A 15,215-nucleotide genomic window follows, 5' to 3' on the forward strand; every position below is an offset into this window, starting at 1 on the left:
CGGGCCAGGTGCAGCATCACGATCGAGTCCTTACCACCCGAGAACAGGATCACCGGCCGCTCGAACTCCGCCGCCACCTCACGGAAAACGAAGATGGACTCGCTCTCGAGTGCGTCCAGCTCGGTCACCGTGTGCGTGTTCAGGGGAGCCTCCAATGTGGCGGTCATGTGTGGAGTCCGCATTCGACCTTGCCGGTCCCGGACCAACGGCCGGAACGCGGGTCCTCACCGGGTGCGACGCGCTGGGTGCAGGGCTCGCAACCGATCGACGGGTAGCCGTCGTACTGGAGCAGGTTGACCAGTACGCCGTTGTCGGTGATGTAGGAGTCCAGGTCCTCCTGTGTCCACGGGGCGATCGGGTTCAGCTTCACCATGTCGCGCTTCGCGTCGTACTCGACGACGGGCGTGTTCGCGCGGGTCGGTGCCTCTTCGCGGCGGATGCCGGTGACCCAGGCCTTGTAGTGGGACAGGTGCCGGTTGAGCGGCTCGACCTTGCGCAGCGCGCAGCACTGATCCGGGCGGCGCTCGTACAGCTTCTCGCCGTACTCGGCGTCCTGCTCGGCGACGGTCTGCCGGGGCGTGGCATTGATCAGGTTGATCGGCAGCATCGACGCCACGGCGTCCCGGGTGCCGATCGTTTCGACGAAGTGGTAGCCGGTGTCGAGGAAGAGCACGTCGACCCCTGGAGCCGCCTCGGCCGCCAGGTGGGGGAGTGCCCCGTCCGCCATCGACGCGGTCACCACCAGGTCGTCCCCGAAGGTCTCCCGCGCCCACGCGAGCACTTCCTGCGGCGAGGCCTCAGCCAGTCGTTCGTTCGCCTCTTCGGCGAGAGTCTTCAGATCCGTACTCATTCCACATTCACCCGCAACCCGATCATCTTGAGCTGGAACACCCGTGCACACGGCCGGCACTCCCACGCGCCGTGCCCTTCCTCCGATGGCCGGAGGTCCTCATCCCCGCAGTACGGGCAATAAAGCGGTGCAGCGCGCTCGCTCATGTCAGTGCCTCCTGATCGGCCCGGGTTGCCCACTGGGCGAATCGCTCGCCCTCGTTGCGCTCCTTCAGGTAGTTCTGGGTGACGCGCTCGACGTAGTCGGTGAGCTCGTCGGAGGTGACCTTGTGGCCACGCACCTTGCGGCCGAAGCCGGCGTCCAGGCCGAGGCCGCCGCCGAGGTGTACCTGGTAGCCGGGGACTTGGTTGCCGTTGGCATCGAGGACCAGCTGGCCCTTGAGGCCGATGTCGGCGACCTGGATCCGGGCGCAGGAGTTCGGGCAGCCGTTCACGTTCACCGTGATCGGTACGTCGAGGTCGGGGATCCGCTCCTCGAGTTCGTCGATCAGCGCGGCCGCGCGGGCCTTCGTCTCGACGATCGCCAGCTTGCAGAACTCGATCCCGGTGCAGGCCATCGTGTTCCGCCGCCAGGCCGACGGCCGGGCCTGGAAGCCGAGCGCCGCCAGCTCCGTGACGAGGGACTCGACCTTCGACTCCTCGACGTCGAGCACGATCAGCTTCTGCTGGGCGGTGGTCCGGATCCGGTCCGAGCCGTGCGCGGCCACGACATCCGCGACCTTCGCCAGCTTCTCGCCGGACACGCGACCGACGACCGGCGCGACACCGACGAAGTACTTGCCGTCCTTCTGCTTGTGGACACCGACGTGGTCGCCCTGGACGGCGGGGATCTCCGGCGCCGGGCCGTCGATCAGCTTCCGCTTGAGGTACTTCTCCTCGAGAACCTCACGGAACTTCTCGATACCCCAGTCGGCGACCAGGAACTTGATCCGGGCCCGCGTCCGCAGCCGGCGGTAGCCGTAGTCGCGGTAGATGCTGCAGATACCCCACCAGGCCTCGTGCACCTCGTCGAGCGGCACCCACGCGCCGAGGCGCTGGGCGAGCATCGGGTTCGTGGAGAGCCCGCCACCGACCCAGACGTCGAAGCCCGGGCCGTGCTCGGGGTGCACGACCCCGACGAACGCGATGTCGTTCACCTCCGGTACGACGTCGTGCGACGGGTGCCCGGTCATCGCGGTCTTGAACTTGCGCGGCAGGTTCGAGAACTCCGCCGTACCGATGTACTTCTCGACGATGTCGTCGATGGCCGGCGTCGGGTCGATGATCTCGTCGGCCGCGATCCCGGCGACCGGGGAGGAGATGATGACGCGCGGGACGTCGCCGCAGGCCTCGGTGGTGTAGAGACCGACCGCTTCGAGCTTGTTCCAGATGGCCGGGATGTCCTCGACCCGGATCCAGTGCAGCTGGATGTTCTGCCGGTCGGTGATGTCCGCGGTGTCGCGGGCGTAGGTGGTCGAGATCTCCGCGATCACCCGGAGCTGCTCGGTGCTCAGCTGGCCGCCCTCGATCCGGACCCGGAGCATGAAGTACTTGTCGTCCAGCTCCTCGGGCTCCAGCGTCGCGGTCTTACCGCCGTCGATCCCGGGTTTGCGCTGGGTGTACAGCCCCCACCAGCGGAACCGGCCCCGCAGGTCGGCCGGGTCGATCGAGTCGAACCCGCGGTGCGCGTAGATGTTCTCGATCCGGGCCCGGACGTTCAGGCCGTCGTCGTTCTTCTTGTTCTCTTCGTTCTTGTTCAGGGGTTCGCGGTAGCCGAGCGCCCACTGACCTTCGCCCTTGCCCTTGCGGGGGCGGGCGGGCTTGCGGGGGGTACCGGCCTGCGGTGAGGAGACGCCAGTCATCCGGAACGGTGTCCTTGTCCTAGAGACAGGTGCGTCCGCGGGAGGCTAGCTCGAAGCGTCGTCGATTCGACCTGGTCTGCGCGGTGCGCACCCAGCTGATGTTTCGAGCGGGGTGGCTGTCAGAGCATCGAAGGACGACAGATGGCGCTGCGCATCCGCCCGAGGTCGACATGAATCCGACCTACGAGGTGAGTGGAGCGGGCAGCGAGCATGTTCACAAGAGTCAGCGTGAACGGCTGACAAATCAACTCCCTATCCTGCATCGCGAGACGCGATCTCACGATGTGGCTATCCCGATCAGTCTGGTGTGAATTCCTTCCCGCCTGAAACACGCTGGGCAATGAAGCTTGTACAAGACATCTTGTCTAACTACCCTGGGCTCATGTCGCCGAAAAAGACCCGCTCACCCGGAGCCTCGCGAGTACAGGCCGTGGATCATCCGTTACGGCGCCGCCTGCTGGACATCCTCGCAGTCGACGGGCCGTCCACCGTGTCGGTGCTCGCTGCGCGGACAGGGGAGATGGTCGGCAACATCAGCCACCACCTCAAGGTGCTGGCCACCGCGGGGGTGATCGAGGAGGTCCCCGAGCTGGCCAAGGACCGGCGCGAGCGGTGGTGGAAGAGCGCTTGGTCGTCGTACTCGTGGCGGGTCGGCGACGACGAGCCGGGGGCGGAGCTGATCGGCGGAGTGGCCGAGGAGAGCAATGTCACGTACCGCGCCGGCAAGATCCGGGACTGGGTCGCCAAGCGTCCGGAGTACGGCGCGGCCTGGGGTGAGGCCGAGTTGTCCATCGATGTCTGGTTGCGGCTCACGCCGGAGCGGCTGACCGAGCTCCGCGAGCGGATCCAGGAGGTGCTCGAGGAGTACGTCGACCATCCGTCGACCGAACCTGAGGCGGAACCGGTGTACGTCTTCGCCCAGGGAGTGCCTGCCCAGCCCTGAGCTCTGTACATTTCTTCGAATGAACAGGAAACTTTCCTAACTGTTCTTCGAGGAGGTTGCGGTGAAGGCGATACACCGGGTGGGGTCGGTTGTGGTGGCGGCGGGGCTGGTAGTGGGCCTGGTCGGACCCGTGGAGGCGGCGACCGGAGGTGCGGTCCGGGTCAATCAGCTCGGGTACGGCGCCTTCGACGGCAAGTCGGCGTACGTACTGAGCGAGGGAGTGGTGACCGGGAAGTCCTTCTCGGTCGTCGACAGCCACGGGCGTCGGGTGCTGACCGGGAAGGTCGGCGCCGAACTGGGGGAGTGGAACGAGAAGTACAAGCACGTCTCGCAGGTGGATCTGTCCCGGCTCTGGGTGCCGGGGACCTACCGGGTCGACGTGCCTGGGGTGGCGTCGTCCCCCGAGTTCGTCGTGCGGGCCGACGGGGACGGGCTGGCCACATCGGCCAAGGACAAGGCGGTGAACTTCTTCACCGAGCAGCGGGACGGGGTGAACGTCGTACCGGGGTCTCTCGACCGGAAGCCGGCGCACCTGACGGATCGCTCTGCGCAGGTCTACGAGACGCCGACCTTCGTGAACCCGGACACGGATCAGACGGTCGGTGAGCTGCAGCGGGTCGGCGGTCCGGTCGACGTCGAAGGCGGCTGGTACGACGCGGGTGACTACCTGAAGTTCACCCACATCGCGGCGTACTCGGAATCGTTGCTGTGGGCATCGGCCCGGGACGCGCGCCGGCCGGATCGCAAGGTGACGAACGAAGCTCGCCACGGGCTGAAGTGGCTCGGCAAGATGTGGGACGAGAAGTCGAAGACGCTCTACATCCAGGTCGGCGTCGGTACCGGCAACGCCGAAGGCACGTTCATCGGTGACCACGACATCTGGCGGCTGCCCGAGGCGGACGACCACCTGACTTCGCCTGCCGAACGTCATCTGCGCAACCGGCCAGTGTTCCGGGCCGCGGCGCCCGGGCAGCCGATCAGTCCGAACTTGGCCGGTCGGACAGCAGCGGCGTTCGCGCTCGCAGCGCAGGTCGAGGCACGGACCGACCGGAAGCTGGCGCGTCAGCACCTGGAGACTGCTGCGCAGATCTTCGCCCAGGCCAAGACGACTGACGTCGGACAGCTCGTCACGTCGCTCCCGTTCGCGTTCTATCCGGAATCGGCTTGGCGCGATGACCTCGAGCTGGGTGCTGCCGAGCTCGCGTTGGCAGCGCAGCGACTCGGCGATCCGCGGGCAGCCGGTTGGGTGCGACAGGCGTCGTACTGGGCCGGGCAGTATCTCGAGCATGAGGCCGGTGGCGACACGCTGAACCTGTACGACGTATCGGCGCTGGCGCACGCGGACCTGATCCGGGCGGCGCGTTCCGACCGTGCGTTGGTTGCGCAGCTTGCGGGTGACCTGCGAGCACAGCTTGCGATCGGCACGACCCGAGCGGCGCAGGATCCGTTCCGCGCGGGGGCGCAGTACGACAACTTTGACGCCGTACCGCACACGTTCGGTTTGGCGGCGACCGCGCGGCTGTATCGGCAGGTGACGGGTGACCGCCAGTACGACACCTTCGGTGCGCAGCAAATCGACTGGGCGTTCGGCGCCAACGCGTGGGGTGAGTCGTTCATGGTCGGCGTCGGGTCGAACGCGGGTCGCTGCCCGCATCACCAGATCGGTAACATCCTCGGCCGCCAGGTCGTCGGTGCGGTCGTCAACGGCCCGAACTCGGCCGGCCTGTTCGAGGACGGCCTCGGCGATCACCTCGACGGAATGAACCCCTGCCCGGTTAACGGCGTCGACCAGTACGCCGAGTTCACCGGTCGCGGTTCGCGGTACGTCGACGACGTCCGCTCGTGGCAAGCCTCCGAACCGGCCGACGACTTCGCCGCCATCGCGGTCTACGCCCTCACCCGCTGAGGGCCCGCGGTCGGGGGAGACTGAGCCCATGCAAGCTCAGACCCTGACTCTCCTCCGGCCGCGCTTCACCATCACCCACGTGACCGACGGTGTACCCGACGTGCCGGCAGGCGACTGGTGGGCCATGTCCCGAACCCCCGCCGGTATCACCGTCATTCGCGAGACCGGCGGCGCAGCCGAGCCCTGGCGAGCCTTCTACAACAACGAACCCCACGCCCTGGACCAGCCCGGCATGCTCGCCGCCATCGTCCACCCCCTAGCCGCCGCCGGCCTCTCGGTCTGCGCCGCCTCCACCTACCAAGCCGACCTGGTCCTCGTCGCCGAGGCGGACCTGGACGCAGCCATCGCAACCCTCCAAGCCGCCGGCCACACAATCGTCCCCGCCCCGTCGCCAACGACCTGAGGGAACCCACCGTGCGCAGGGATCGCTGTGCCGCGACTGAACCCACCGTGCGCGGGCCATCGCGCCGTGATTGAACCCTGTGCCGTTGGATGCGTTGGGGACGCGGTGCTGCAGGCCATCACAATTGGTCGCCGGCCCACCAGCCCAGGCGCGGGCGAGCCCGCGACGCACAGTTGTGATGGCCTGGCGGTCCGGGCAACCCCCTCAGCCCTGCGGGTGTGCACCCGGATCTCGCCGGCACGCACCTCCCTGCCGGCAACCACTTCTCCGGCACCACACTCCGCACCCTGAACCCCAGCTCGCACACCGGGTTCACTCGCGCCGCGCACCCCTTCCCCTCGCCGTCTGGCTGACTACCCACCGAGGGTTATGAAGCCGCACCCCATCGGCGCCCGCGAGTGGGTTCAGTGTGCGTGCAGGGGGCGAGTGTGCGGACCGTGCTGTTGGCAAACGTTCGCCGGCGACACGCTTGTTCCACTCGAGCCCCGCGCCGCACGATGGGTTCACTCGCGCGAGCACGGTGGCGCCAGTCGCGGTGCAGGGTGGTGCCGCGCGTGCAGGGTGGTGCCGGTCGCGCGTGCAGGGTGGAGAGGTTGCGCGTGCGGGGTTGCGGTACTGGGGGTTCGGTCGCGGGGGTTTGGGGGTGGGGGTTATTAGGGTTGGGGGGTGATTACTGCGGGGGCGATTGTGGCTGGGGTTCGGGCGGGGGTGTTGTCGGCTGGTGCGGTGGTCGGGGACGCGCTGGAGGCTGCTCGGCGGCTGGATCCGGTGCTGCACTTCCTGGAGGAGTTGGATGCAGACGGAGCGCTTCGGTTGGCTCGGGAGGTGGATCCGGCGGGGGCGTTGGCCGGGGTGCCGTTTCTGGTGAAGGCTCGGACGCCGCCGGGGTCGCCGATTCTGGAGCGGTTGATGGCGGCGGGAGCGATTCCGATCGGTACGGCGACGCGGGCGCGGCCGGGACCGGGGTCGCAGACGTATGGGTGGAACGGGCGTGAGTACACCCGGAACCCTTGGGACGTGACGCGGTCGCCGGGTGGGTCGACGGCTGGGGGAGCGGCGGCGGTCGCGGCGGGCGTCGTACCGCTGGCGACTGGAGGTGACAGTGGTGGGTCGCTCCGGATTCCGGCGTCGTTCTGCGGATTGGTGGGATTCAAGGGGACGTACGGCCGGGTCCCGCGGGCGGTGGGCCGGACGCTCGGCGGGCTGACCACGGCCGGAGTGATCGGCGCCAACCTCGACGATGTGATGCTCGCGACAAGTATCGTCAGTGGACCGCACCGGCTGGATCCGACCGCGTTACCACCTTGGCCGGTGCCGATACTTGCCGATGGCCCCTTTCGGGTCGCGTATCTGCCCACCCTCAGCAACCGGTACGCCGTCGATCCGGGTGTCGACCAGCTGATCCGGGACCGGCTGCCGGTCGTCGAGGTGATCGACGTACCGCTGGAACTGCTTCCGACCGACGACGCGTGGCCGGTGTTGTCCGCGCTGGATGCGGGACGAGGTGTCGAGGCCGCGGACGTGCAGCGGGCGCGCGCCGTACGGGATCACAACAACACCGCGCTCGCCGATCTCTTCAACGTCGTGGACGCGCTCGTCACGCCGACCACGCTGACTGTTGCCCATGGCTACGATCAGTACAACGAGAACATCATCGTCGGCGACCCGTGCTGGGCCTTCAACGTGACCGGGCATCCGGCGGTCAGTGTCCCGGTCGGGCTCCTGGACGGACTACCGGTCGGCGCGCAGGTGGTGACGCGGCACGGCGACGATGCGACCGCGCTTGCGGTGGCGAAGCAGCTGATGGTGGAGCTGAAGAGGCCTTAGCGCGGGTGCTTGGCGTGCCATTCCTTCATGGTCTGCTCGAGATCGTTGTGCACGAAGTTGAAGAACTCCGCGGCCTCGGAGAGCCGGCGGCCGACGGTCGTGTCGGCGCCGAAGAGGGCGGCACCGTACGCGCTGCTGGCGGCCCATTCGGTCAGGGCCTGGTTGCGGCGTTCGAGGATCGCGGCGAAGACGTCCTCGCGGATCCGGTAGTGGTCCTTGCGGGAGCCCGGCATCCGCTCCCGGGAGATGAACGACATCTGGATCAGCTGCCGGACCGCGCCGGAGACCGCGGGCTGGCTGATCTTCAACGTTTCAGCCAGTTCGGCCGCCGTCATGGTGCCGTTCGGGCTGACCAGCATCCGGCCCATCACCCGGGCGGACATCGTCGGTACGCCGCTGTTGGCCATCACACCCGCGAAGCGTTCGACGTACTGACTGATCTCTTCAGGGGTGGGCGCCATGATTGAACCCTACACAAACGAGCCCTCGTTCCCAGTGCCGGGAACGAGGGCTCGGGAGGCTGATCAGCTGAGCTCGAGACCCGGGTAGAGCGGGTGCTTGTCGAGGATCTCCGCCGAGGCCGCGCGGGTCTTGTCGGCGACCCCGTCGGCCAGCACGTACTTCGCCTTGGACGGCGCACCGGCCGCGGTGGTGGTCGGCGTGGTCGAGGACAGCACGTCGACGATTAGCTCGGCCACCCGGTCGAACTCGTCGGCGCCGAACCCGCGGGTGGTGAGTGCCGGAGTACCGATCCGGACGCCCGACGTGTACCAGGCGCCGTTCGGGTCGCGGGGGACCGCGTTGCGGTTGGTGACGATGCCCGCGTCGAGCAGCGCCGACTCGGCCTGGCGGCCAGTGATGCCGTACGACGAGACGTCCAGCAGGACCAGGTGGTTCTCGGTACCGTCGGTGACGAGCTTGACGCCACGCTTCATCAGACCCTCGGCGAGGGTGACCGCGTTGTCGGCGACTGCCTGCGCGTAGGTCTGGAAGGACGGCTGGCGTGCCTCGGCCAGCGCGACCGCCTTGGCGGCCATCGTCTGGCTGAGCGGACCACCGAGCACCATCGGGCAACCGCGGTCGACGGCGTCGGCGTACTCCGGCTGGCACAGCACCATGCCGCCACGCGGGCCGCGCAGCGACTTGTGCGTGGTCGTCGTGGTGACGTGCGCGTGCGGTACCGGATCGAAGTCGCCGGTGAAGACCTTGCCCGCGACCAGGCCGGCGAAGTGTGCCATGTCGACCATCAGGGTCGCGCCGACCTCGTCGGCGATCTCGCGCATCTTGGCGAAGTTCACCTTGCGCGGGTACGCCGAGTAGCCCGCGATCAGGATCAGCGGCTTGAACTCACGCGCCTTCCGGGCGACCTCGTCGTAGTCGAGCAGCCCGGTCTCGGGGTCGGTGCCGTAGGAGTGCTGGTTGAACATCTTGCCGGAGATGTTCGGGCGGAAGCCGTGCGTCAGGTGACCGCCGGCGTCCAGCGACATGCCGAGCATCTTCTGGTCGCCGAGCGCCTTGCGGAGCTTGGTCCAGTCCTCGTCGGACAGGTCGTTGACGTGCTTGGCGCCGACCTCGGCCAGCGCCGGGGACTCGATCCGCTGGGCCAGGATCGCCCAGAAGGCGACCAGGTTGGCGTCGATCCCGGAGTGCGGCTGGACGTAGGCGTGCGGGGCGCCGAACAGTTCACGGGCGTGGTCGGCCGCGGTCTGCTCGACGGTGTCGACGTTCTGGCAGCCGGCGTAGAAGCGGTGCCCGACGGTCCCCTCGGCGTACTTGTCCGAGAGCCAGTTGCCCATCGTGAGCAGGGTGGCGGGGGAGGCGTAGTTCTCGCTCGCGATCAGCTTCAGCGAGGAGCGCTGGTCGGCCAGCTCGGCCTTGATCGCACCCGCGATCGTCGGCTCGACGGAGGCGATCACCTCGAGCGCGTTGCGGTAGGCGGCCGACGCCTTGGCAGCATCGAAGGGTTGAGTCATCGTTGTCTCCTGCGGTTGCAGTGTTCGAGGCACCCAGGCGCACGGTGCCAACGCTTTTCGCTCCCCGGTGGTACTCCACCTCAGCGCGCCAGTCGCGACCCGCTCACCCTATCGTGCGCTCGACGATCTCCCGGAACGGTGTCGTGCGTGGCAGCGTCCCGAACACCCCACCCCAGTCCCCGGCCAGCCGCGACGCCACGAACGCGTCCGCCACCGCCGGTGTCGAGTACCGCACCAGCAGCGACGCCTGCAAGCACAAAGCCATCCGCGCCGCCAACCGCCGCGCCCCCGCCTCGTTAATATCCGCCAACCCCTGCAGTACGTCGTTCACGGCCGCATCCAACCGCTGGTCCGCACCCTGTGCCGCACCAACCTCCAGCAGCCAGGCCTCCAGCGACTCCGGCCGCCTCAGCGCGCGCAACACATCCAGCGCATTCACATTCCCCGACCCTTCCCAGATCGAGTTCAAAGGCGACTCCCTGAAGAGCAGCGGCAACCCCGACTCCTCCACAAACCCGTTCCCACCCAAACACTCCAGCGCCTCCGCCACCATGAACGAAGTCCGCTTACAAACCCAAAACTTGGCCAGGGGTAGAGCAATCCGCCTGAACGCCGCCTCCCGTTCGGGGCTGATGGGTCCGGCTGCGCCGGCCTGCTGGGAGGGATGGGAGCCGAGGCCAGCACCATCGCCCAGGGCGTGCGCCGCGCGCCGCTCCGCTTCCGAGCGGGCTATTTCGCGATCCGCTCCTTCCCCCTCACCGCGTGCAGTCGACGCATCTGCGGCCGCCGCCAAGCGCATGGCTAGGGCGGTGGCTGCTTCGCTTTCTATGGCTAGGTCGGCGAGGACGTTGAGCATGGCGGGTTTGTCGGAGAGCAAACCTCCGAAGGCGGAGCGGTGGTGGGTGTGCCAGGTGGCTTCTAGCAGGGCTCGTCTTTGGAGGGCGGCTGAGCCCAGGACGCAGTCGAGGCGGGTGGCGGCGACCATTTCGATGATGGTGCGGACGCCGGCGCCCTCGTCGCCCAGGCGGTAGCCGACGGTGCTGTGGAACTCGACCTCGCTGGAGGCGTTCGAGCGGTTGCCGAGTTTGTCCTTCAGGCGCTGGAGCGCGAACGTGTTCCGGTTGCCGTCAGCAAGCACCCGTGGGACCACGAAACAGGTCAGCCCGTCCGGCGCCTGGGCGAGCACGAGGAACACGTCGACCTGGGGTGCCGAGCAGAACCACTTGTGCCCGTCGAGCAGATACTCCTCGCCGGTCGGCGTGGCCGTGGTCAGGTTGGCCCGCACGTCGGAACCACCCTGCTTCTCCGTCATCCCCATCCCGGCCAGCACGCCACGCTTGGCTGCGCCGGGCAACCGTCGTACGTCGTACTCGGTCGAAGCCAACCGCGGAATCCACTCGGCCGCGAGCCGCTCGTCGGCCCGCAGTGCCGGCACCGCGGCGTACGTCATGGAGATCGGGCAGCTGTGCCCCGGCTCGACCTGGGACCAGAGGTAGAAGCCGGCCGCTCGGGTCAGATGCGGGGACGGCCGGGAACTCGTCCACGGCGCGGCCTGCAGCCCGAAGCCGACGGCCTGTTCCATCAGCCAGTGCCACGACGGGTGGAAGTCGACCTCGTCGACCCGGTTCCCGTAGCGGTCGTGGGTGCGCAGCACCGGCGGATTCTGGTTCGCCGGGAGCGCGTGGGAGAGCGCTTCCTCGGACCCCGCCACCGCGCCGATCCGGACCAGACCGGGGTCCGCGGGGAGGTCGCCGTACGGCCGCAAAGCGTCGCCGAGGGCCGCGTCGGTGGTGAAGAAGTTCACCCCCTGCAGTGGGGGAGCCTGATTCGTTACCGCGAAAGGGTCCGCCATATCAGTACGGTAAGCGGTATGGCACGTTCAGGGGCAGGGCCCGCGAGTGGGAGCTCGGTCTCCTTGGCATGGGTCCGCAAGATCCCCTCGACGATCTGGAAGCTGCTCACCCAGACGGTCGGGGAGTGTCTGCGCTACCGGGTCACCGGGCTGGCCGCCGAGGGCGCGTTCTTCGCGATCCTCTCGCTGCCGCCGCTGATCTTCGGGCTGGCCGGAAGCCTCGGGTACATCAGCCAGTGGCTCGACGTGGTCCAGATCGCCAAGATCAAGCTGGAGATCGCGGAGATCGCCGCGCGCGCACTCACCGACGACTCCGTGAACAGCGTCATCGTGCCGACCCTCGACAAGGTGCTGAACGGCGGCCGCCCGGACGTCATCTCGATCGGTTTCGTGCTCGCCCTGTGGTCCGGCAGCCGCGCGCTGAACGTCTTCGTCGACACCATCACGATCATGTACGGGATGGGCGGCAAGCGCGGCATCGTCCGGACCCGCGCACTCTCCTTCAGCCTGTACAGCATCGCTCTGGTGATCGGCGTGATCGTGCTCCCGCTGGTCCTGGCCGGGCCCGAGGCGGTCGACCACCTCCTCCCGCCCCGCCTCGACTTCCTCAACCAGCTGTACTGGCCGGTCGTCACGATCCTCTCCGCAGGCTTCCTGAACACGCTCTACCACGTGTCCGTGCCGGTCCGGACGCCTTGGGTCTCCGACCTGCCGGGTGCGTTCCTGGCGCTGTCGATCTGGATCCTGGGCAGCTTCGTACTCCGGTGGATCCTGCAGAGCACGGTCGGCGGTACGTCGATCTACGGTCCGCTCGCAGCACCGATCGCCGTACTGATGTGGCTGTACATGACCACCATCGCCGTGCTGATCGGTGCCGCGCTGAACGCGGTCGTGAACCGGCTCTGGCCGGCCCAGGTCCGCGAGCCCGCACTGCCGAAGTTCGCCGACGACGACGAGGTCGAGCCGGTGATGAAGGCCGAGCCGGATCCGCATCATCACGAGCCGGATCACGCGGAGCCGGATCTGCAGCGGCCGGAGTTCGAGCGGCCGGAGCTGGCGGTTGCGCGCCGGATCGAGCGGCTCTCCGAACGTGAGCCGGCGAAGGCACCGGCCGCGGAGGCCGCGCCCGCTCCGGTCGAGGCTGCACCCAAGACCGGGCCTAAAGCTGAGGCCGCCGCGCGGACGACCGAGGCCGAGGCGGCGCCTGAACCGGAGCCCGCACCGGCGGCCGCCGAAAACCCGGTGCGCACGACGAATCGGACGACATAGGCTGGTCGCGTCGCGATCACGGGTCCTCGATCAGGACCCGTCTGAACTGGAAGGGAGGCACCCCCGCCATGAGCCACTTACAGGCCTACCGCCGGGCCGTTGTCTCCCGTTCTGTCCGTCCGCTGAGCTGACCTCGCGGCCGGACCTTCCGAAAGGTTCGTCATGTCCGTGACACTGCAGGCTCTGGGACTCGACAGTTCCACGGCCGCCTTCTTCGAATCCGTCCCGGCCGAGCTGGTGCCAGGACGCGTCGCCCGGGTCGACAAGGGCCTGGCGACAGTTCTCACCGAGGACGGACCGGTCCGCGCCACGTGGTCCGGCGGTCTCCTCGGCGCGATCGCCGGTGATGCCCACGCAGCGCCCTGCACCGGGGACTGGGCAGTCCTGCGCCACTGGCCGGACGACCGCATCACCGTGGAGTCGCTGGCCCCACGCCGTACGGCGATCGTCCGCGCCGAAGTCAGCGGTACGTCGAAAGGCCAGATGCTGGCCGCGAATGTCGACGTGATCGCGATCGTGGTCGGTCTGCATCCCGAGCCGAACATCGGCCGGATCGAACGCTTCCTCACGCTGGCCTGGGAGAGCGGTGCCCGGCCGGTCGTCGTACTGACGAAGGCCGACCTGGTCGGTGACGCCGACGCCGTGGCCGAGGATGTCGCGGCGGCTGCGCCCGGGGCCGACGTACTGGTGTGTAGTACTGCGACCGGGGCGGGCATGGATTCCGTGCGCGAACTGGTGGCGGGGGATGCGACGCTGGCGCTACTCGGGTCGAGTGGCGCGGGCAAGTCGTCGCTGGTGAATGCGCTGGCCGGTGTGGAGCTGCTGGATGTTCAGGAGATCCGCGAGGACGGCAAGGGCCGGCACACCTCGGTACGGCGTGAGCTGGTCGTTCTGCCGGCTGGTGGCGTGGTGATCGACACGCCGGGGCTGCGGGGGATCGGCCTGCAGGAGTCGGGCGAGGGGCTGGCGGCGGCCTTCCCGGATGTGACTGGGTTCGCCGAGCACTGCCGCTTCAAGGACTGCTCGCACGACGGCGAACCGGGGTGCGCGGTGAAGGCGGCGCTCGAGGATGGGACGTTGCCGCACCGGCGTTACGAGAGCTGGGTGCAGCTGCGTAAGGAGGCGGCGTACATGGCGCGGCGCTCGGATGCGCGAGCGCGTGCGTTGGCGAAGAAGGAGTGGGCGCGCGCGAGCAAGTCCTACCGCCGGGACATCAAGCCACGGTAAGTCCTGACATGATCTAGGTATGGATCGTGCCGTTCTGATCACCGGTGCCTCACGTGGCATCGGTGCCGCCACTGCCCACGCCTTCGCCGCCGACGGCGATCGGGTCGCCGTCCACTACAGCTCCTCCCACGAGGCCGCCTCCAAGGTGCTCGCCTCCCTGCCAGGTAGCGGGCACGTCATGGTGCACGCCGACCTGGCCGATCCGGATGCTGTGCAGCGCATGGTGGACGAGGCCGCGGCGGGGTTGGGGCGCATCGACGTACTGGTCAACAACGCCGGCGTCTACCACCCGCACAAGATCCGCGAGACGACGTACGAGGAATGGCAGCAGGCCTGGACCGACACCCTGGCCGTCAACCTGATCGGCCCCGCGAACGCCACCTGGTGCGCCGTCCGCCACATGACGCGCGGCGGCCGCATCGTCAACGTCTCCTCCCGTGGCGCCTTCCGCGGCGAACCCAACCAGCCCGCCTACGGCGCCTCGAAGGCCGCCATCGTCTCCTTCACCCAGTCCCTGGCCCGAGCCCTCGGCCCCGAAGGAATCGCCGTCACCGCCATCGCCCCCGGCTGGACCACCACCGACATGGCCGCCCCCAACCTGGCCGGCGAAGGCCACAACCGCCGCCGCCTCGAAAGCCCCCTAGAACGAGTAGCCGCCCCCACCGAAGTAGCAGCCGCCATCCTCTACCTAGCCAGCCCCGCCGCCGAATTCGCCACCGGCACAATCCTCGACTTCAACGGCGCCTCCCACCTAAGGATGTAGCGCACCCACCCGTGGGGGGTTTGAACAAGAACTGGTGGCCGTGAACAACGTATTACTTGTTCACACCCACTCTGGAGTGTTCCCGCCCCCGGTCGGGAACTGGGGAACCTGCCGCCCTCGTTGCCGCGAACCGTAAGCCCACCCCAGCCGGAAACCGGGCAGCGTGCCGCAACCGGAGCCGCCGATGCGCAGCGAGGCGCAGGGGGTGCGGGTGGCGAAGCCCCCGCCGCGCGGCAAGCGAAGCGCAGCCGCACAAAACGACGAAGACGAGGCGGCGAGCGCTGGTAACAGCGCCGCACACCTCGCCTATCGACTTCGTGGACGATACTGGGATCGAACCAGTGACCTCTTCCGTGTCAGGG

12 protein-coding genes, 1 pseudogene and 1 riboswitch are annotated in these 15,215 nt (G+C 68.3%); of the genes and pseudogenes, 7 read left to right on the forward strand and 6 right to left on the reverse strand.

The window, feature by feature from the left end; genetic code table 11:
• The 3 genes and pseudogenes from ACFCV3_RS42360 to ACFCV3_RS42370 form a co-directional block, all read right to left on the reverse strand.
• A pseudogene (locus tag ACFCV3_RS42360) lies at nt 1-167 on the reverse strand (sulfate adenylyltransferase small subunit); the annotation flags it as partial.
• Nucleotides 164-850, reverse strand: a complete 687-nt coding sequence (locus tag ACFCV3_RS42365) for a phosphoadenylyl-sulfate reductase (protein WP_376041096.1) — start codon at nt 848-850, stop codon at nt 164-166. The gene ACFCV3_RS42365 and the pseudogene ACFCV3_RS42360, both read right to left, overlap by 4 nt.
• Before the next feature lie 142 nt (nt 851-992).
• Entirely contained in the window at nt 993-2,690 is a 1,698-nt protein-coding gene (locus tag ACFCV3_RS42370) for a nitrite/sulfite reductase (RefSeq protein WP_376041099.1), read from the reverse strand.
• Nucleotides 2,691-3,072: 382 nt separating this feature from the next.
• Here ACFCV3_RS42370 and ACFCV3_RS42375 point away from each other — a divergent pair, with 382 nt between their 5' ends.
• The 4 genes from ACFCV3_RS42375 to ACFCV3_RS42390 all read left to right on the forward strand — a co-directional run bounded on the left by ACFCV3_RS42375 (nt 3,073) and on the right by ACFCV3_RS42390 (nt 7,769).
• Nucleotides 3,073-3,633 carry a winged helix-turn-helix domain-containing protein gene (locus ACFCV3_RS42375; protein ID WP_376041102.1) on the forward strand — a complete coding sequence of 187 codons (561 nt, stop codon included), beginning with the start codon at nt 3,073-3,075 and terminating at the stop codon, nt 3,631-3,633.
• 61 nt (nt 3,634-3,694) lie between these two features.
• Complete coding sequence (locus ACFCV3_RS42380) at nt 3,695-5,539, forward strand: glycoside hydrolase family 9 protein (RefSeq protein WP_376041104.1); 1,845 nt, start codon at nt 3,695-3,697, stop codon at nt 5,537-5,539.
• Nucleotides 5,540-5,567: 28 nt separating this feature from the next.
• Nucleotides 5,568-5,942 carry an ACT domain-containing protein gene (locus ACFCV3_RS42385; protein ID WP_376041107.1) on the forward strand — a complete coding sequence of 125 codons (375 nt, stop codon included), beginning with the start codon at nt 5,568-5,570 and terminating at the stop codon, nt 5,940-5,942.
• 666 nt (nt 5,943-6,608) lie between these two features.
• Nucleotides 6,609-7,769, forward strand: coding sequence for an amidase (locus ACFCV3_RS42390; protein ID WP_376041110.1), 1,161 nt, complete (start codon nt 6,609-6,611; stop codon nt 7,767-7,769).
• Here ACFCV3_RS42390 and ACFCV3_RS42395 read toward each other — a convergent pair.
• The 3 genes from ACFCV3_RS42395 to ACFCV3_RS42405 all read right to left on the reverse strand — a co-directional run bounded on the left by ACFCV3_RS42395 (nt 7,766) and on the right by ACFCV3_RS42405 (nt 11,594).
• Entirely contained in the window at nt 7,766-8,230 is a 465-nt protein-coding gene (locus ACFCV3_RS42395) for a GbsR/MarR family transcriptional regulator (protein WP_376041113.1), read from the reverse strand. The two genes, ACFCV3_RS42390 and ACFCV3_RS42395, sit on opposite strands and share 4 nt — an antisense overlap.
• Nucleotides 8,231-8,293: 63 nt before the next feature.
• Nucleotides 8,294-9,742, reverse strand: a complete 1,449-nt coding sequence (locus ACFCV3_RS42400; protein WP_376041116.1) for a glycine hydroxymethyltransferase — start codon at nt 9,740-9,742, stop codon at nt 8,294-8,296.
• Between the two features lie 24 nt (nt 9,743-9,766).
• Nucleotides 9,767-9,848: riboswitch (ZMP/ZTP riboswitch) on the reverse strand.
• The gene (locus tag ACFCV3_RS42405) at nt 9,846-11,594 is read right to left on the reverse strand and encodes an acyl-CoA dehydrogenase family protein (protein WP_376041118.1); all 1,749 of its coding nucleotides are present in this window, start codon (nt 11,592-11,594) and stop codon (nt 9,846-9,848) included. It overlaps the preceding riboswitch by 3 nt.
• Before the next feature lie 18 nt (nt 11,595-11,612).
• On the opposite strand from ACFCV3_RS42405, the gene ACFCV3_RS42410 reads away from it, so the two are divergent.
• The 3 genes from ACFCV3_RS42410 to ACFCV3_RS42420 all read left to right on the forward strand — a co-directional run bounded on the left by ACFCV3_RS42410 (nt 11,613) and on the right by ACFCV3_RS42420 (nt 14,853).
• Nucleotides 11,613-12,863, forward strand: a complete 1,251-nt coding sequence (locus tag ACFCV3_RS42410; RefSeq protein ID WP_376041121.1) for a YihY/virulence factor BrkB family protein — start codon at nt 11,613-11,615, stop codon at nt 12,861-12,863.
• 162 nt (nt 12,864-13,025) lie between these two features.
• Nucleotides 13,026-14,090 (forward strand): ribosome small subunit-dependent GTPase A, encoded by a 1,065-nt coding sequence (gene rsgA / locus ACFCV3_RS42415; protein WP_376041124.1) that lies wholly within the window; start codon nt 13,026-13,028, stop codon nt 14,088-14,090.
• Nucleotides 14,091-14,109: 19 nt separating this feature from the next.
• Nucleotides 14,110-14,853, forward strand: coding sequence for an SDR family NAD(P)-dependent oxidoreductase (locus tag ACFCV3_RS42420; RefSeq protein ID WP_376041127.1), 744 nt, complete (start codon nt 14,110-14,112; stop codon nt 14,851-14,853).
• Nucleotides 14,854-15,215 lie beyond the last annotated feature (362 nt).

Source organism: Kribbella sp. NPDC056345 (assembly GCF_042262745.1).
In the GTDB taxonomy this organism is placed as follows: domain Bacteria; phylum Actinomycetota; class Actinomycetes; order Propionibacteriales; family Kribbellaceae; genus Kribbella.

What these genes read in the sequence shown, in the direction of transcription:
- ACFCV3_RS42365 (WP_376041096.1), bottom strand. Translation starts at nt 850, where the DNA reads ATGAGTACGGATCTGAAGACTCTCGCCGAAGAGGCGAACGAACGACTG.
- ACFCV3_RS42370 (WP_376041099.1), bottom strand. Translation starts at nt 2,690, where the DNA reads ATGACTGGCGTCTCCTCACCGCAGGCCGGTACCCCCCGCAAGCCCGCC.
- ACFCV3_RS42375 (WP_376041102.1), top strand. Translation starts at nt 3,073, where the DNA reads ATGTCGCCGAAAAAGACCCGCTCACCCGGAGCCTCGCGAGTACAGGCC.
- ACFCV3_RS42385 (WP_376041107.1), top strand. Translation starts at nt 5,568, where the DNA reads ATGCAAGCTCAGACCCTGACTCTCCTCCGGCCGCGCTTCACCATCACC.
- ACFCV3_RS42395 (WP_376041113.1), bottom strand. Translation starts at nt 8,230, where the DNA reads ATGGCGCCCACCCCTGAAGAGATCAGTCAGTACGTCGAACGCTTCGCG.
- ACFCV3_RS42400 (WP_376041116.1), bottom strand. Translation starts at nt 9,742, where the DNA reads ATGACTCAACCCTTCGATGCTGCCAAGGCGTCGGCCGCCTACCGCAAC.
- ACFCV3_RS42405 (WP_376041118.1), bottom strand. Translation starts at nt 11,594, where the DNA reads ATGGCGGACCCTTTCGCGGTAACGAATCAGGCTCCCCCACTGCAGGGG.
- ACFCV3_RS42410 (WP_376041121.1), top strand. Translation starts at nt 11,613, where the DNA reads ATGGCACGTTCAGGGGCAGGGCCCGCGAGTGGGAGCTCGGTCTCCTTG.
- rsgA (WP_376041124.1), top strand. Translation starts at nt 13,026, where the DNA reads ATGTCCGTGACACTGCAGGCTCTGGGACTCGACAGTTCCACGGCCGCC.
- ACFCV3_RS42420 (WP_376041127.1), top strand. Translation starts at nt 14,110, where the DNA reads ATGGATCGTGCCGTTCTGATCACCGGTGCCTCACGTGGCATCGGTGCC.